14 protein-coding genes are annotated in these 17,331 nt (G+C 32.3%); 2 read left to right on the forward strand and 12 right to left on the reverse strand.

Features of this window, described 5'->3' with window-relative positions:
• Nucleotides 1-36 precede the first annotated feature (36 nt).
• The 4 genes from MUN68_RS12125 to MUN68_RS12140 all read right to left on the reverse strand — a co-directional run bounded on the left by MUN68_RS12125 (nt 37) and on the right by MUN68_RS12140 (nt 4,791).
• On the reverse strand, nt 37-1,344 hold the full coding sequence (locus tag MUN68_RS12125) for a YCF48-related protein (RefSeq protein ID WP_249995803.1): 1,308 nt from the start codon (nt 1,342-1,344) through the stop codon (nt 37-39).
• A gap of 76 nt (nt 1,345-1,420) precedes the next feature.
• A complete protein-coding gene (locus MUN68_RS12130; RefSeq protein ID WP_249995804.1) occupies nt 1,421-2,233 on the reverse strand; it encodes an AraC family transcriptional regulator in 813 nt (270 codons plus the stop codon).
• Between the two features lie 130 nt (nt 2,234-2,363).
• The gene (locus tag MUN68_RS12135; protein WP_249995805.1) at nt 2,364-3,344 is read right to left on the reverse strand and encodes a PLP-dependent cysteine synthase family protein; all 981 of its coding nucleotides are present in this window, start codon (nt 3,342-3,344) and stop codon (nt 2,364-2,366) included.
• 208 nt (nt 3,345-3,552) lie between these two features.
• Nucleotides 3,553-4,791: an ABC transporter permease gene (locus tag MUN68_RS12140; RefSeq protein WP_249995806.1), complete on the reverse strand. Its 1,239-nt coding sequence runs from the start codon at nt 4,789-4,791 to the stop codon at nt 3,553-3,555.
• 9 nt (nt 4,792-4,800) lie between these two features.
• Here MUN68_RS12140 and MUN68_RS12145 point away from each other — a divergent pair, with 9 nt between their 5' ends.
• Nucleotides 4,801-6,075 (forward strand): exo-beta-N-acetylmuramidase NamZ family protein, encoded by a 1,275-nt coding sequence (locus tag MUN68_RS12145; protein WP_449421296.1) that lies wholly within the window; start codon nt 4,801-4,803, stop codon nt 6,073-6,075.
• A 10-nt stretch (nt 6,076-6,085) separates the two neighbouring features.
• Here the strand turns inward: MUN68_RS12145 and MUN68_RS12150 are convergent, their stop codons facing one another.
• The 5 genes from MUN68_RS12150 to MUN68_RS12170 all read right to left on the reverse strand — a co-directional run bounded on the left by MUN68_RS12150 (nt 6,086) and on the right by MUN68_RS12170 (nt 9,818).
• Entirely contained in the window at nt 6,086-6,481 is a 396-nt protein-coding gene (locus MUN68_RS12150; RefSeq protein ID WP_249995808.1) for a hypothetical protein, read from the reverse strand.
• A gap of 143 nt (nt 6,482-6,624) precedes the next feature.
• Nucleotides 6,625-7,302, reverse strand: coding sequence for a hypothetical protein (locus MUN68_RS12155; protein ID WP_249995809.1), 678 nt, complete (start codon nt 7,300-7,302; stop codon nt 6,625-6,627).
• A gap of 278 nt (nt 7,303-7,580) precedes the next feature.
• Nucleotides 7,581-8,420: a sterol desaturase family protein gene (locus MUN68_RS12160; RefSeq protein ID WP_249995810.1), complete on the reverse strand. Its 840-nt coding sequence runs from the start codon at nt 8,418-8,420 to the stop codon at nt 7,581-7,583.
• A 5-nt stretch (nt 8,421-8,425) separates the two neighbouring features.
• Nucleotides 8,426-9,313 (reverse strand): thioredoxin domain-containing protein, encoded by an 888-nt coding sequence (locus tag MUN68_RS12165; protein WP_249995811.1) that lies wholly within the window; start codon nt 9,311-9,313, stop codon nt 8,426-8,428.
• Nucleotides 9,314-9,323: 10 nt separating this feature from the next.
• The gene (locus MUN68_RS12170; RefSeq protein WP_249995812.1) at nt 9,324-9,818 is read right to left on the reverse strand and encodes a YkgJ family cysteine cluster protein; all 495 of its coding nucleotides are present in this window, start codon (nt 9,816-9,818) and stop codon (nt 9,324-9,326) included.
• A gap of 81 nt (nt 9,819-9,899) precedes the next feature.
• Between MUN68_RS12170 and MUN68_RS12175 the strand changes: the two genes are divergently transcribed.
• On the forward strand, nt 9,900-10,598 hold the full coding sequence (locus MUN68_RS12175; RefSeq protein ID WP_249995813.1) for a class I SAM-dependent methyltransferase: 699 nt from the start codon (nt 9,900-9,902) through the stop codon (nt 10,596-10,598).
• Nucleotides 10,599-10,667: 69 nt separating this feature from the next.
• On the opposite strand, the gene MUN68_RS12180 is transcribed toward MUN68_RS12175, so the two are convergent.
• The 3 genes from MUN68_RS12180 to MUN68_RS12190 form a co-directional block, all read right to left on the reverse strand.
• Nucleotides 10,668-12,290, reverse strand: a complete 1,623-nt coding sequence (locus tag MUN68_RS12180; RefSeq protein WP_249995814.1) for an amidohydrolase — start codon at nt 12,288-12,290, stop codon at nt 10,668-10,670.
• A gap of 157 nt (nt 12,291-12,447) precedes the next feature.
• Complete coding sequence (locus MUN68_RS12185) at nt 12,448-14,166, reverse strand: porin family protein (RefSeq protein ID WP_249995815.1); 1,719 nt, start codon at nt 14,164-14,166, stop codon at nt 12,448-12,450.
• Between the two features lie 4 nt (nt 14,167-14,170).
• On the reverse strand, nt 14,171-17,197 hold the full coding sequence (locus MUN68_RS12190; RefSeq protein WP_249995816.1) for a tetratricopeptide repeat protein: 3,027 nt from the start codon (nt 17,195-17,197) through the stop codon (nt 14,171-14,173).
• Between the last annotated feature and the right edge of the window lie 134 nt (nt 17,198-17,331).

Below are 17,331 nucleotides of genomic sequence, written 5' to 3' on the forward strand. Positions count from 1 at the left end.
TTAAGGAAAATTTAGATATTGATTTTTAGATTTAAATTAGTCGACAACTATCTTGATAGATTCATAACCATGATACGTATAAAGCACAACAAAGTACTGTCCTTTTACTAAGGAGTTAACATTAAAAGGAATTTCATAATCACCAACATTTCGTTTTCCTTGAGTTAAGGTTTTTAATCTTTGCCCAATTGTATTATAAATACTAAGCTCACAATAAGTGTTATTGATTAATTGTAATTTAATAACAGCATTATCTTTAATAATATTTGAATCTTTTATAGAAATAGAATGGCCTTTAGGTTTCGTAATTTCAAAGTCTTCAATACTTAAAAGCAAAGGGTCCGAATATTTGTAAACATTAGTTCCAGAGGTATACATTAATGTATCGTTTACACGTTGGAATCGATTAAAACTTGTACCTGTTGTTGGTTTGTATTCCCAAGTTTGCCCTCCATCTAAAGTTTCATAAAATAACTCACCAAAGCCACCAACCCAACCTATATCTTCATTTAAGAAACCAATGCCTTGAATAGTTCCTATAATTCCAGCTGATGGTATCGAATTAAGTTGCCAAGTTAGTCCTCCATCAATAGATTTATAATATTCTAGAATATCTGTATGAGCTTCAACTGAGCCATACATTACAGAATCATTTAATTCTTGAATTTTCCATATGCGTTCATTAGAATCTTCTCCTAAAGTTACAGTGTTCCATGTTTGTCCACCATCAACTGTTCTAACAATAATTCCTCTTAAGCCTGTGCCTTGAGCACTTTGTCCAGCAGCATATCCAATATTTTCATCTTTAAAATGTATATCAACTAAGGCATTACACAAGTTCCCCATATTAGTATAAATCCAAGTATCACCTTGGTCTGTAGATTTCATTATATATGCTGAACCATAAAAAACACCTGTTATAAAAATAGTGTTTTCATTAACCATGTGCATACCGCAAATACCTGGAACATCTACTGGTAAGTTACTCGAAATATTTGTCCAAGTTATTCCTCCATCAATCGTTTTTAAAAGTGTTGCTGTTGGGTTTCCATTTGCAAGTGTACCAGCAAAACCTATTTGCTCGTTATAAAACTCAACACTTCTAAAATATCTATCCGAATTATAATATTGTTGTGTCCAATTTACACCTCCATTGGTAGTCTTTAAAATTTGTCCACCACCATCTACAACCCAACCAATTTCGGTATCAACAAACTGCATATCTTCAAAACGCCAACCAAAGGTATTTGCGTTAAGTGTTTGCCAGGTTTGAGCAATAGATTGGAAAGACAAAAAGGATACAAATAAAATGCATAAGCATTTTGAAACGTTTAGCAATTTCATAAATTATGATTATTAATATAATCGCAAAATAATAGTTACTCCTATTTAGAAATAGTAAAAAAGCGAAACTTTTAACTCACAACTTGACACGAAGATTTAGAATATCTCCATCTGGATTGATGGATTTTAAAAACTGTGATGGATTACATCCAGTAAATTGTTTGAAATCTTTTATAAAATGAGACTGATCGAAGTAATTGTATTCTAAAGCTAATTGAGTTAATGATTGATTTGTGTTTTCTTTCATTTTTTCAATTACAGCATTGATACGACAAGTTCTTAAAAACAGTTTAGGTGAAATTCCAATTTCATTTTTAAAACGTTGTTCAAGACGCCTAAGACCAATACCTAAATTAAGTGTTTTCAGTTGATTGGCTTCAACAGTTAAGCTAGAAAATGTATGTTTTAAACTTTTAGTATCACTAAAATTCGCATATGGCAAAAGATAGGTTTCAATAATTTTAATCCTTTCTTCAATCGTATTAGCTAAATAGATACGTTCTTGTAACACATGCATTTCAGGAAGATCAAGATCAGTTAAATTTAAACAGCCATTAGTGAGGTGATGCATATCAACATTCCAAATTTGTTTAGCGACCCATGGGTGAAACTTGATAGCAAAAACATTTAAATCTCCATCAGGAAGAGTTAAATTGATATGTTTTTTTATTTGACCAAATACATGAAACTGTCCTGTTTTAGATTGATTTTCGACATCTGGAAAATCACATTGCCATGGCGACTCTAAATGAAACACCCAATCTACATAAGCATCTGGAACGAATTTATACGACGGATTATCTAAATCATATTCTGAAGATTTAACGGTCCAGAAATATGCTATAAGATGTTCAAAAGCTTTAGATGCTTTGTGTTTTTTAAATTGCATGAAGCTATAAAGTATTTCACTAAAATAAGAAAATCAAATTGTATTATATGAATAGAGGCTATTGAAACCAAAAAAGCCTTGAATACTTTTCAAGGCTTTTTGTATTTATAAAAGATCTAAATGATATCAATTAATCAATATATCCCATTTTCTTCATCCAATCATCATTAAACATCTTGCCTACATAACGACTTCCATGGTCATGAAATAAAACAACTACAACATCATCCTTTTTAAAGTGTTCTTTAAGTTGTAATACTCCTTTAATTGCTGCTCCTGCAGAATTACCTAAAAACATACCTTCTTCTTTTGCGAGTCTTTGCGTATACACAGCAGCATCTTTATCGGTTACTTTCGTAAATCCGTCAATGATAGAAAAATCTACATTTTCGGGAAGAATATCTTCTCCAATACCTTCAGTCACATAAGGATAGATTTCCTTTTCATCAAAAACACCAGTTTCATGATATTTTTTAAATACACTTCCGTAGGTATCAATTCCCCAAACCTTTACATCTGGATTTTGCTCTTTTAAATATTTACCAACACCAGAAATGGTTCCACCAGTTCCAACACCAACAATGAAGTGTGTTATTTTACCATCGGTTTGTTTCCAAATTTCTGGACCTGTACTTTGATAATGTGCTTTTGCATTACTCGGATTGTCATATTGATTCACATACCAAGCATTAGGTGTTTCCTCTCCTAGTCTTTTAGATACAGAATAATAACTTCTAGGATCATCTGGTTCAACATCTGTAGGACACACAATTACTTCTGCTCCAACAGCTCTCATGATATCAACTTTTTCTTTACTCTGTTTGTCTGCCATTACAAAAATACATTTGTAACCTTTTACTATAGCAGCAAGTGCCAATCCCATGCCTGTATTTCCTGAAGTTCCTTCAATAATGGTTCCTCCTGGTTTTAAACGACCATCAGCTTCTGCATCTTCAATCATTGTTAAAGCCATACGATCTTTAACCGAATTTCCTGGATTAAACGTTTCGTATTTTGACAATACCAAACAAGGCAATTCGGCTGTGAGCTTATTTAATTTAACTAAAGGTGTATTACCAATCGTTCCTAATATGTTTTCTGCGTAATCCATAACTATTGTTTTGCGATGCAAATTTAAGTTAAAAGTGGAAAGCTGAAAGTTAAAAGTGCTTTTTAATCCACTTTAGAGTTTGGATGTTGGTTATTTAGTTGAATCTGCGTTAGCGATGGAGCAATTGTTGGAGTTCCTTTTTTTAAAGAGCGACTTGCGAGAGCGCGACCCTTTGAAGCTTTTTTAGCGAAAGAGGGAAACGCCCAAATCATTCAAATCGAATAGCTTTAACTGGAGAAATTTTTGTAATGATTATAGACGGAATCATGAGCATTAAAAAACAGGCTACAAAAGTTCCTATATTTAATAAGATTATATAATCTAAGCTAATATGTACTGGAATAATAGATACATAATACTGCTCAGGATCTGGAAATTTGAGAATACTAAGCTGTTTTTGAATGAATAATAACGCCAAACCAATAACATTTCCCCAAAATAAACCTAAGCAAATCAAATAGGTAGCGTTATATAAAAATACTTTTCTGATGCTCCAATTAGAACTCCCTAAAGCTTTTAGAATTCCAATCATTTGAGTCCGCTCTAGAATTAAAACTAAAAGTGCTGTAATCATGTTAATTCCCGCTACGATAATCATAATTGTAATAATTCCATAGGTATTATTATCGAAAATTTTTATCCATTCAAAAGTGGTATAATATTTCTCTTCAATAGTTTGTGTGTTCATGTTTGAAGGCGTTGCAGCTCTAATTGAAGTATCCATTTCTTTAAGCTGACTATAATCTTCAATAAACACTTCGAAGTTTCCTATTTGATTCTTTTCCCACTTGTTTAAGCGTTGTACATGTCTAATATCTCCAAGCATGTAGGTTTTATCAATATCTTGAAAACCAGAATTAAACACACCAACGATTTCAAACTGCCTAATAAAAGGCATTTCATCCATGCTTTCTTTTCCGAACACCATTTGAAACGAATCTCCAACCTTGAAATTAAGTCGATTAGCCAAATAACTAGAAATAAGCACGTCATTATGTAACTCCTTTGAATAGTCTGGCAAACTGCCTTCAACTAAAAAATCTTCGAGATACGACCAATCATAGTCTTTACCAACACCTTTTAAAACAGTGCCTTCAAAATCGCTTTCTGTTCTAATAACTCCAAATTTGGTTGCAACAGCTTGAATATGCTTAACCCCTTCAACTGTATTAAAATTTGGATAAAAATTTTGTGTTGTTGAAACTGGAAATTCAGATTCGTTTGAGGTATTACTATCGTAGTTATTGATGGTCAAATGACCATTAAAAGCAATCACCTTTTCACGCACTTTTTTCTGTAGCCCAATTCCTGTAGCAATAGCAATCAGCATTACAATAATACCAATAGCAATTGCAGTGATTCCAATTTTTATTATTGGAGCCGAAACACTACTTTTATACGCTTTACTACCAATAATGCGTTTAGCTATAAAAAACTCGTAATTCAAAATTTAAAAATGCATTTTAAGATGTTCAAAAATACTGTTTTATTATTTGTTTTGGTATTGATTTCTTGTGGTTCAAAAATCAAGGATGATTCTGCCCAGAATAGTGAGATTCTGAGTCAAGTTCAGGATGAGAACTCAACAAAAACCGAAAACAAAATTATTGTTGGCGCCAATAGTACTGAAGCATATCTTCCAATATTAAAAGGAAAACGTGTTGGAATTGTTGCTAATCAGACAAGTGTGATTTTTAAAGAGAGTGCCTCATCTCAAAAAGCTCCAAACGATTACAATTACACACACCTGGTAGATTCTTTAGTGGCCTTAAATTTGGACATTAAGCAAGTATTTGCAACAGAACATGGCTTTCGTGGCAAAGCTGATGCTGGTGAAACTGTAAAAGATGATATTGATTCAAAGACCAAATTACCTATTGTTTCTATCTACGGAAAAAATAAAAAACCATCGAAAGCGCAATTAAAAGATCTTGATATAATTGTGTTTGATATTCAAGATGTTGGTGCTCGTTTTTACACTTATATCTCAAGTTTACATTATTTGATGGAAGCTTGTGCAGAAGCTAATATTCCTGTTATAGTCTTTGATAGGCCTAATCCAAATGGTCATTATATTGATGGACCAATTTTAGAAATGTCGAATAAAAGTTTTGTAGGCATGCATCCAATTCCTGTGGTTCATGGAATGACCATTGGAGAATATGCACAAATGATAAATGGAGAAGGTTGGTTAGAAAACGAAATTAAATGCGAACTGACTGTTATTCCTATTAAAAATTACACTCATGAGAAAACATACAGTTTACCTATAAAACCATCACCTAATTTACCTACAGATGTGGCTATAAACTTGTATCCAAGTTTATGTTTTTTTGAAGGTACAAATGTAAGTGCTGGTCGCGGTACTTCTGGTCAGTTTCAAGTGTATGGCAGCCCGTTTTTAGATAAAGACGATTACACATTTAAATTTGTTCCTCAACCAAACGAAGGCGCTAAATATCCAAAACATAAAGGAGAAGTTTGCTATGGCGAAGATCTTAGAGATAGCAAACCATTAGGCAAAATACATTTAGACTACCTTATTAAGGCTTATAGCAATTCAATAGGGAAACAAGAATTTTTTAATGACTATTTTATCAAGTTAGCAGGAACAAAACAATTGCAAGATCAAATAGAAAGTGGAGTTTCAGAAAAAGACATTAAAGCCTCTTGGGCTAAAGGGCTTGCTGAATTTAAAACAATGAGAAGTGAGTATTTAATTTATAAATAATTCAATAAAATCACTCGTTTTTAGACAGCATTTTATCTTCTTCTAAAGCTAATAAAACCGAATTATCTCTAAGTATTTTAACTACAAATACAATTCTAACAGGAGATTGAACAGCAACAAAAACGTGTTTTCCTTTACTTAGTTTTTTTAGAGGAATTTTTACAGATTTCTCTCTAACAGTAAGGTTAACTTCTCTTTTATAATTCATATTGACAGCATACACTTTATTGATTAAAGTATTGCTTTTAAGCAAGAGAGTGTCTTTTGTGATATTTAATTTTTGAGTCAAGTTCTTTGCTCTAATGTTGACATTTTTTTCAAGAATGGCAAAATCATTTTGAGCTTGAAGTTCGCTAAAAATAGAAGTCATTAAAACAAAAAAGATTATAACATAAACTGTTCTCATATTCAAACGCTGTTAACGTCAACATTAATGAACTAATAGCTTAATTATAATCCCCGAACATTAAAACTAGGACACTTTTGCATTTAGACACAAAAAAACCTATGAACGGTCAATAAAACCGAAGTATGGATATTTTCTTACAATTAATCATCGTAAGGCTTACCATTTGGTCTTAAATTATTTCTTCTATACTCAGCTCTAGTTTGTACATGATCTCTATCAGCATCAGAAAGGTTATATGATTTCTTATAATACATTTCTTCAGCTTCGTATTCTAAATCTTTGCCATTAGTCGCAATGTTCAGATTAGTTGTGTCATATTCTAAATCTACGCCATCAAATTCATCTGACAACAATTCAGAATCATTTAGAGTAACCTCATTAACATCATCTGTTAAGAATTCAGGTTCATTTAGAGCTACAACTTCAGATTCAATACCACGTAAAGGATCGAACGGTAGGATTCTTTCAATTTGAAATACAATGATTTTATCAGCTTGATAAAACATGACTGTGTACTTTCCTAGAGGTAATTCATCTAAAGGAACTTTTGCACTCTTAACTGCTGGTTTAAAATCAAATACTTTTTCGGCTTTATCACTAATAAAACGAACTCTCTTAAATAGAAATTTGTTCTCTAAAAGCAACGAATCTTGAGTACTAGATAAGTCGTGATTTAAATTAAACGCTAAAGGGTTAACATTCTTTCTAATCGTAGTATAAGTCTCTTGTGCAGAGAGGTTACTACTAAAAAACAATGCAAATAATACGAGACCAATAAGGCCGTGAATTGGCGTACCAATTGTAGTAATCTTGTTCATGATTGGGGTCATTTAAAGGTTAACTAAAAAAACTAATATTTAATATTTTAATGAGGGAATTTACATTAATGAGGGAAGCATGTAATTATATTCAAATGTAATAGTAGATGAACTCTAACTACAAGAATTTGGTTGAATACCTAAAAAGAGTCGATGAATGAAAAAAAAAGAGAAAAAAAAGGGATGAACTACACAATATTTAAAAAAAACAAATAAAAATCACAGTTCGTAAAACCTTAAAAATGAGCACTTAATCGAATACAATATTCCATTTTACACTATTTTGAGGCATTTAGACTAGTAGGTTTTCTGTATTTATGAAACGGTTGTTTTAGGAGCATTCCAATCTTTCCGTTAGCTTTTTCATCAGGAAACGTATCAACTCCATAAACTATTAGTTTAGGATCGAGTTTCATAAAGGTTCCGAATAGGCGATCCCAAATTGAAAAGATATTACCATAATTACTATCTGTATATGGTAACATATAATGATGATGTACTTTATGCATGTTTGGAGATACAAGAATATAACTCAATATTTTATCAACTTTATTTGGCAACTTAATGTTAGCATGACTAAACTGTGTTGCTATGAGAGATAATGATTGATATATAAACACAATAGCTATTGGAGTACCAATAATAAACACACCTGCTAGTGTAAATACAAATCTAATGACACTTTCAAGTGGATGATGCCTATTAGCAGTTGTCGTATCTACGTGATGATCTGTATGATGTACCAAATGCACCATCCAAAGTGGTTTTACTTTATGCTCGACATAGTGAGCTAGATATGCGCCAATAAAATCTAAAAGTAAAACACCAAGTAATATATAAGCCCACAATGGTAGGTTTGGAATCCAATTAATAATTCCAAATTGGTTTTCCTGTACCCAATCTGAAGTTTCAACTAACAAAAAAGCCAAGCTAAAATTTATTACAATAGTTGTTAACGTAAAAAAAATATTAGGCACTGCATGTTTCCATTTCTTATATTTAAATTTGAATAGAGGCAATGCACCTTCTAGCAACCAAAATAGAGTTAATCCGCCAACCAAAATTAAACTTCTATGCTGCGAAGTAATGTTCTCGAAATAGTTAAATAGTGTTTCCAAATGGTTTAGAAGTTATTCTTGACAATTAAATTGGCTTTCTTCAAATTTACTAAAGAAACTTTACTTCTCCATACACTTGCGTTGTTTTCATCTTTCAACAGTATATAAGATGTAAAATACAAAAAGGCAATTAAGGATTCATTACTAGAATCTAATTCCGAAACATCTATTCTTTTTAATTGTCTCAACACTTTTTTTGCCTTACCCAAAACCAAAGGCTGCTTCAGTTTTTGAAGCTCAATTTTTTGCTTTAGTAATCCTGAAGTATCTTTTGTAACATAACTTTCAGCTTCTTTTAAATAAAAATTTGAAAGTTTTACTATTTCTGGTCTTACATTTCCATTAACAAGAACAGAAAAATCGACATATTTTGATGCCAAACGATAGGCTGTATTAAACTCTTTTTGCGCTCTATAATTGGTTATTTCTGCTTTTAAGAATGATGTATTAATTGCATATTTAGTAATAAATTTTGCGATGTCTAAATATCCATAATTTGCAATCTCTGCATTAATAATATTTCCATTAACATCCATGATTTTTATGGTGTCATCATTAAATTTATCAATGTAAAGCTGACTGCGTTTTCCTTTTATTTGATTGAACAATTCTTCATAATGTTGTTCACCTATTATTACAGGTACGAAATGCTCCCAAATCACTTCATTAATGGATTCGTTACTGAATAAATCATCTATTACTGCAACACCTTGTTCATTTTTCATTAAAACAGGATACTCTTGAAATGTCACATCTTCCCAGACTACAAAAAGCAATTTATCTTGTACATAAGCAAGGCTTTTAGCGGCTTCTAAAGAGGTCATCCATTCTTGAGATTGGCATACTAAAAGAGATCCGAAAACAAATAAACAAATGAGTATATGCTTTTTCATAGGTTAAAAATTACATTTTAATGCGCTGCCTCATGGCTTCAACGATGTTAAAAGCTGCAGGACAAATAGCTACATTTTTTAATGTTAAATTTGATATTTGCTGAAACTTTTTTCGATCAGTATGAGGAAATTCCCGACATGCTTTAGGTCTCACCTCATATATAGAACAATAATTATCTGCACCTAAAAAAGTACAAGGAACTGATTGCAATACATAATCGTTTTCTTCGTCTAATTTTAGATAAGTATTAATAAATTGTTGTTGCTTCATTTTGAAGTGTTTCGAAACACGTTCAACATCCTTTGGAGTAAATAAAGGCCCTGTAGTTTTACAACAATTAGCACAATCTAAACAATCTGTACGCTCAAATTCAGCTTCATGCAAATCCTGCATAATATAATCTAATTGCTTTGGTGGCTTTTTTTTAAGCTTTGTAAAGAAGGTTTTATTTTCCTTATGTTTATCTTTGGCGAGCTTTGGAAGATTATTTATTAGGTCTTGCATACTACAAAAATACTGAACTTGCCATTCAAGGCAATACTATTAATTAAATAGATTCTGCATCTTGTGCAGAATAACAATGAAATGAAAGATTTATTCGGAAACGCTTTACGCGATTATCACAACAATAATTATACCGAAGACCTCATCACTTCAACGAATATCTCAGGTGAAGATAAACTTCCTCTTCCCTATTTGTTTCGGGATTTTACTGAGATGCCCAAACTTGAGCAAAAAGCCTTACGATTAGCTAAAGGAAACATTTTAGATGTTGGTTGTGGCTCTGGTAGTCATAGTTTACACCTTCAAGAGAATGGTTTTAATGTAAAAGCTATAGATATTTCTGAAGGTGCAGTTGAAGTCGCCAAAAGTAGAGGTGTTAAACATATTGAACTGAAAGCACTTTTAGATGAAACTGAATCTTTCGATACGATTCTATTATTAATGAATGGTACCGGAATATTTCAAGAGTTATCTCAAATTTCTACTTATTTAAAACATTTGAAGTCAATATTGAATCCTAATGGACAAATTTTAATTGATTCTTCAGATATTCAGTACATGTATGAAGATGAGGATGGTGGACTTTGGATTGACACAAACGCAGGTTATTACGGCGAATTAGATTATTTCTTAAGTTATAAAGATGAAGAAGAAATACCAATGAAATGGTTATACCTAGATTTTGAACGTTTGCAACTCGCTTGTGAAAGCGTGGAATTAAAATGTGAGAAAGTTATGGATGGTGAGCATTTTGATTATTTGGCGAAGATTTCGATATAGATAGTCATCCTGAACTTGATTTAGGATCCTCACTAAATTCTGAATCAAGTGCGTAATGACAACTAACTTCTATTGAGCTTCTCCTCCAACAAACGTCTGTTTTACTTTAATATTCGGAATTTCTTTTTGGTCAACTGTCATAATATCTTGATCTAAAATGATAAAATCGGCAAATTTACCAACTTCAATACTTCCCTTTTCATCTTCCTCAAAATTAGAATAGGCTGCCCAAATGGTCATTCCTTTTAAGGTTTCTTCTCTGGTTAAACCATTTTCTTTTTGAAATCCACTTTCAGGATATTGCTCTAAATCTTGACGAGCTACTGCAGCATAAAACGTTAAAAACGGACTCACTCGTTCTACTGGAAAATCGGTTCCTAAAGCGACTTTTCCGTAGGCATTTAATAATTGTTTGTAAGCATAAGCACCTTTAACGCGTTCGCTTCCTAAACGATCTTCAGCCCAATACATATCACTTGTGGCATGTGTTGGTTGAATGGATGGCATTACATTTTTGTATAAGTCGAAATCTTCTTGCGAAACCACTTGAGCATGTTCAACTCTCCATCGTCTATTTTCTTTTCCAACTAACACTTTATTATAGATTTGCAACACTGCATGATTAGCAGAATCACCAATGGCATGTGTATTCATTTGGTACTCTGAATTCGCAATTCGCTCTGCGTTTTTATTAAAAGTTTCTAAATCAGTTACTAATAATCCTAAATGATTTGGCTTATCGCTGTATGGTTCTCTAAGCATTGCACCTCTAGAACCTAAAGCACCATCGGCATAAAACTTAAATGAACGCACGTTTAATCTATCGGTTTTAATAATGCCTTTATTTAAGTAATAATCGACATTGTCTTCCGTTCCAGACACCATTGCATACACTCGCATTTTTAAATCACCCGTGTTTTGTAAACTATCAATGAGTTCTATAGTATTTTGGTCTAGTCCTGCATCATCAACAGTTGTTAAACCTAAATCAAAACACATGTCTTGAGCAACTAATAAAGCTTCTACGATATCTTTTCTTGTATATCCTGAACCTGGCCAATGATTCCAAACCAAATCTACGGCATTATCCACTAAAACACCTGTTAGTTCTCCATTCTCCATGACGACTTCTCCTCCATCAACTTTAGTATTAATAGTGATGCCTCCAAGATCTAAAGCAGCTTGATTACATAAAGTAGCGTGACCATCAATACGTATTAATGCAACAGGAGTTTCAGGAAATAGTTTGTCCAGCAACTTTTTATTTGGAAAAAATTTATCTTCCCAATCATTTTGATCCCAACCTCTACCTACAATATAGTCCAGTTCTTTTCCATTTTGAAAATCTAATACGCGTTTCATTACCTCTTCAAAACTTTTGGTTCCAACCAAATCGACATCTAGTTGGTCTAGACCTAGTCCTAAAAAGTGGCAATGTGCATCAATAAATCCAGGCACAATGGTTTTACCTTGAACGTCAATTAGATTTTCTGAAGTGTATTTAGATTGAATGTCACTTGATGTTCCTATTTCTAAAAACTTCCCATCTTTAACAGCAAAGGCTTCAGCTTTGCCGAAATCATTATTTACAGTATATACATTCGCATTACTGATGATTGAATCTACTTGTATTTTTTCTTTGGAACAAGAAGCACAAATGATTAAAAGGAGAAGGATGGTTAGTTTTTTCATTGGATATTAGTTTTAAGCACAAAAATCAGGTCTCGACTGCGCTCGACCAGACAGCGTAGTAAAAATACAAAAAGCATTCAATTCCATAAGAACGAATGCTTTTTTAATATTTAGCTTTTTGATGAGATCCTGAATCAAGTTCAGGATGACACTAGTATCAAAAATCAAACTGATACGTCGCTCCAACTAAAAATTGAATCCCTTGAACAGGATAATTTAACCAACGTTGATACTCTTGATTTCCAATATTATTTGCTTTTGCAAAGGCAGATAATTGGTCATTAATTTTATAACCAACATGTGCATTTACATCAAAGAAACTATCTAATGTGATCGTTTGTGGTGCATCAACAGGCAAGAAACTCTGCTCGATTGCAAATAGGTCTTTACGTTCACCTACAAAAAACAGATTAGCTCCAGCAAACCAATGCGCATCAATTTGATAATCTAGAAACAAGGACGCTTCAATGTCTGGTAAATTCCATGCTTCGGCTTGATCATCTGTATTATAAGCAAAATATTCAGCCTTCATGGTTAAATTAAAGTTTCGATTGACATCCACATTCAACTCTCCAGCCAACGAGAATGTATCGACATCATCATAAACAACACCCATCGAATTTCCCAATTGATAGTTCTCACTAGCAGTTCCTATTACAGGATTTGTTTTAAATAAAGCGCGATTATTATCCGCTAAATAATGTCCGTTAATATTATAACTTAAACTATTAGATAGCTTTCCTCTCAATCCTATAGATACATTATAAATTTGATCTGTAGGCGCTACAATTAAAGTAGGTGACACAAACGGATTTTCTTGTGCAAAATCGTAATATGAATTTTGAATTAAACCGCCTTCTATTCCACCATAAGCAATCATTAATTCATCGACTAATCGATAACTTGCTGTAATATTTGGGTAGACAAACAATTTGCTTTCACTAGCTTCGCGATCGTTAAGATATACTAAATTAACACCCAAATTTACAGTTAAATCATCTTGTTTCAATTGGTAACTTGGCGCTATTCCCAAATTAAAATTACCATAATTTAAGTCTTCATCTGCATAATAATTTCTCTTAAAGGAACCTCCAATATAATCTATTGTTACCTCTGAAGTAATCAATTCGTCACTTATTGGAACATCAAATTCAGACTTTAGGATAAACCGATTTTCACCTGAATCTTGATTATCTCCAAAGCGTCTATACAAAACGCTCCCATTTTTGATGATTTCATCTTCAAAACTGATTTGACCACCAAAATTTGCGGTATAAAATGAATGATCAACATCAAACGTATTAATATCTTGATCTGGCAATCCATACCAATTATAACTTTGTAATTGAAATCCACCATTAACTTTCCAAGAATAATCGCTAAGCTTCTGACTGTAATGAGCATTGAGTCCAGTTTCAGAAAAGTTGTTATCAAAATTAACACCTTCAATATCACCAGCTGAAGAATGATGACTAAAATAACCACCAACACGTTCGGTATTACTTAAAGCGTGATTTAAATACACTTCACCTAAAATAGTCGTGTATGTGCCAACACCTAAAGATGCATAGTTATCGTATAGCTTTACTGCTTTTTCTTTGTCTACTGTTGCGGCTTTTCCTTTTGCAGGTGTAAATGTTGAAGCCACAGGAATAGAAAAAATATTGTATTTAATGTCTTTTTTCTTAGCTGTTGTAGAATCGTTTAAACTGGGCGTTTCTTTGATTTTAAAGGCGTCTGAAATTTTTGGTGTATAGGGCTTAACTACGTTTACAGTTCCAGCATCGATAGAATCATTTTTCTGATCTTGTGCAAAAGACACGACAACATTAAAGCTTAGAATAATTAAAATTATATGTTTAAATCTGAAAGTCATACGTTTAGTTTTGTTCAGTTTCTACTACTGAAGCATTTGTTTTTGCTTCTTCTGTTTTAATTGTATTCAATTCGGTTTGCGCTTCTGAAACCACATCATCAAACTCGGCAAAGTTGGTGATGACACTTTCCAAAATATAAGTCGCTTGAAATGCATCTTCCAAAGCATAAAAGTTTTTAGCCATAAGCACTAATCCTTTTGCGCTATAATATTTATAACTGCTGTAATCTTTAGCTAATTTCTGAACGACAGTATTAGACGCTTCATGCTTTTGTTCTTTACTTTTAAAGTAAGCATTGTAGTATAATGCTTCAGCAGCAAGAACTCCATTTGCTATCGTTTCAACTTTAGCATAAGCTATTTTCGCTTTGTCTTCATCTCCAGTTTTCATTGCAGAACGCGCTATAATTATTTGAGCATCACTTTTCACTTTATTATCTAATTTAGAATTCTGAAGTGTTTTTTCTGCATAATTCACAGCTTCACTATAATCTTTTATTTGATAATAGGCATTCATCAAATTAGATTGCGCATAGGTTATATTCTGAGGATAATCTGCTTCAGTTTCTAAACGTTTTAATAGAGGAATTGCTGTATTCCAATTGGAATCATTTAGATGAATTTCTGATAATTTCACAATAGCTTGCTCTGTAAATTCGCCTTTTTGCTTTTCAATCACATACTCATAATGTGAACGTGCATTTTCAGGCAATTCCTTTTTTGAATATAATTCTGCGATATAAAAATGTGATTTCAATGCATGAATTCCATTTGGAAATTCATTCAAATACTTATTAAACTGACGAATAGCTGCATCTGTATTATTCTCTAAATATTGTTTTTCGGCTGCTAAATAAGCTGTATTATCTAATTCGGCATCAGAAACATCAACAAAATCTAAAGTTCTTACCCAAGCTGCATATTCATCAACACGACCAAGATCGATATAAATCAAACGAGCTGTTTCGACAGCTTGATTGGCTTCATCTGTAGTTGGAAATTGGTTAGCAACTTTTTTAAACTTGGTTAATGCGCGTTCATTATCGTTAGTATTGTAAAATGACAAACCTTGACGCAATAAAGCTTTAGGAATAAAAACACTATTAGAATATTCTGCCTTTAGTCGATCATACATAGACATCGCTTTATCAATCTCATTTGATTTCACATAGGAATTTGCGAGTTCATACATGGCATCATCACGCAAAGACGATTTTGAGTATTCTTTTATAAAGGCATCTAAACCATTAATCTTTTTTGAACTTTCGCCTATATATCCATAACTCATGGTCTTTTGAAACATTGCATAATCTGATTCAATTTCATTCAACTGTATGGCTTTATCATAGGCTACAATCGCTTTGCTATAATTACTTGACACAAAATGACCATCACCAAGTCTTAAATACGCATCGTTGAGTCTTAATGTATCATCTTTATGATTATCAATAAATTTCTGAAAGCTTACTGTTGCCTGATCGTAGTTTTTAAGTTTAAAATACGTGTAGGCGATATTATAGTCGATGTTATTAAATTCACCAACTTGAGAAACTTCGCTTTCTTGCATGAATTGTTTAAACCCTATTAATGCCTCATCAAAATTACTAAGGTGGTAATCGGTTTCTGCTTTCCAAAATGTAGCTCTTGTGGTAAAAACAGGCGTTTTAGCTTCATTTATTGATATGTCAAATAAGGCTTTAGCTTCGTTATAATCGCCTTCATTATAGACTTCTATTCCTCTGTAAAAGGCCACTTTTTGATAAGCAACTCTATTTTCAAAACTCTTTTTGTTTTTTAAAAGTTTAATCGCTTCCTTATAATTTTTTGAGGTAATATAAGAGTCTATTAATAGTGTTTCAATTTCTTCTTTATAACTCGTGTCAGGATAGGTTTCTAAATAACCCGATAAAACCTGTGGAACGGATTGGTATGGATTTCCGATTTCGTAACTAATTTTAGCATAGTTCAACCAAGCATCTTCCTGAATTTGTATATCAAAATCCATTTGAGATGCATTTCTAAAGGCATTTAATGCTTCTTGCTTTTTATTTAAGTTGATATAACTTTCACCTAAATGATAATAGGCATTTTGAGCAACAGTATTGTTACCATCAATAATTTTATTGAATTCTGAAATGGCATTTTCAAAATCATTTTGTTGGTAATACGCATAACCCAATTGGTAATAATCGGTATTATTCCATCGTCCTCGTTTTCCTTTATAGCCTTTTAAATATGGAATGGCTTCAGGATATTGTTGTAAGTTAAAATGACTTTCGCCAATAATTTTTGACAATTGTGATTTTTCTTGTGGACTACTAGTGTCTAACTGATCAGTCGCTAATTCAATTGCTATTTCGAACTTACCAAGTTTAAAGTTTAAATCGGCTTGATAATATGACAATTTCTCTTTGTATTTCTCTTCATCACTTACCTGATCAAAATACGCGTTAGCCGTATCATAATCATCACCTTCATAAGCCATAAACCCAATATAATATTTAGCTTGTGAACCATATTCTTCAGAATTAATAACACGGTTTAGATACTTATTAGCTCCAGTTTCATTTCCAGTAGAATATAAAGCATAACCATAATTAAAATTGAATTTATTACGATCTGAACGCGCTATACTATTTTCATCAACTTTATCATACCACTTTCTCGCGTAGGAATATTTCCCATTTGAAAAATAATAATCACCAACATCTAAAAATGCTGTATTCCGTTTCGTACTCGTTGGATAAGTATCAACAAAATCTTGAATTAAATCATCTGCATTTTTCTGATTTAAACGTACAGCACAATTCGCTATATAATAAGCACAATCTGACTCTAAAGTTTCATTTGGAGCTTCATTCTTTATTGCTTCAAACAAAGATTGAGCAGCTTGATATTGCTTATTATTATAAAGTGTGAGTGCTTTTTGATAATCTACCAAATCACTAGTATAGGTAGCAGATTGTTGTGCTTGTAGGTATAAACTACACCACAAAAAAGTAAGTAAAACACTTAATTTTCTGAAAGTCATTAGGTTCGATTTTTAATTGATGCCAAAAATAATTTATCTAAAATCTATAACGCAATAATCGTGCTATAATTATACACAGACTTATTAAAAGGACTATAAAAACAAGAATATGTTACATTCAACGTTTCATATGG

Source organism: Psychroserpens ponticola (genome assembly GCF_023556315.2).
Lineage (GTDB): Bacteria > Bacteroidota > Bacteroidia > Flavobacteriales > Flavobacteriaceae > Psychroserpens > Psychroserpens ponticola.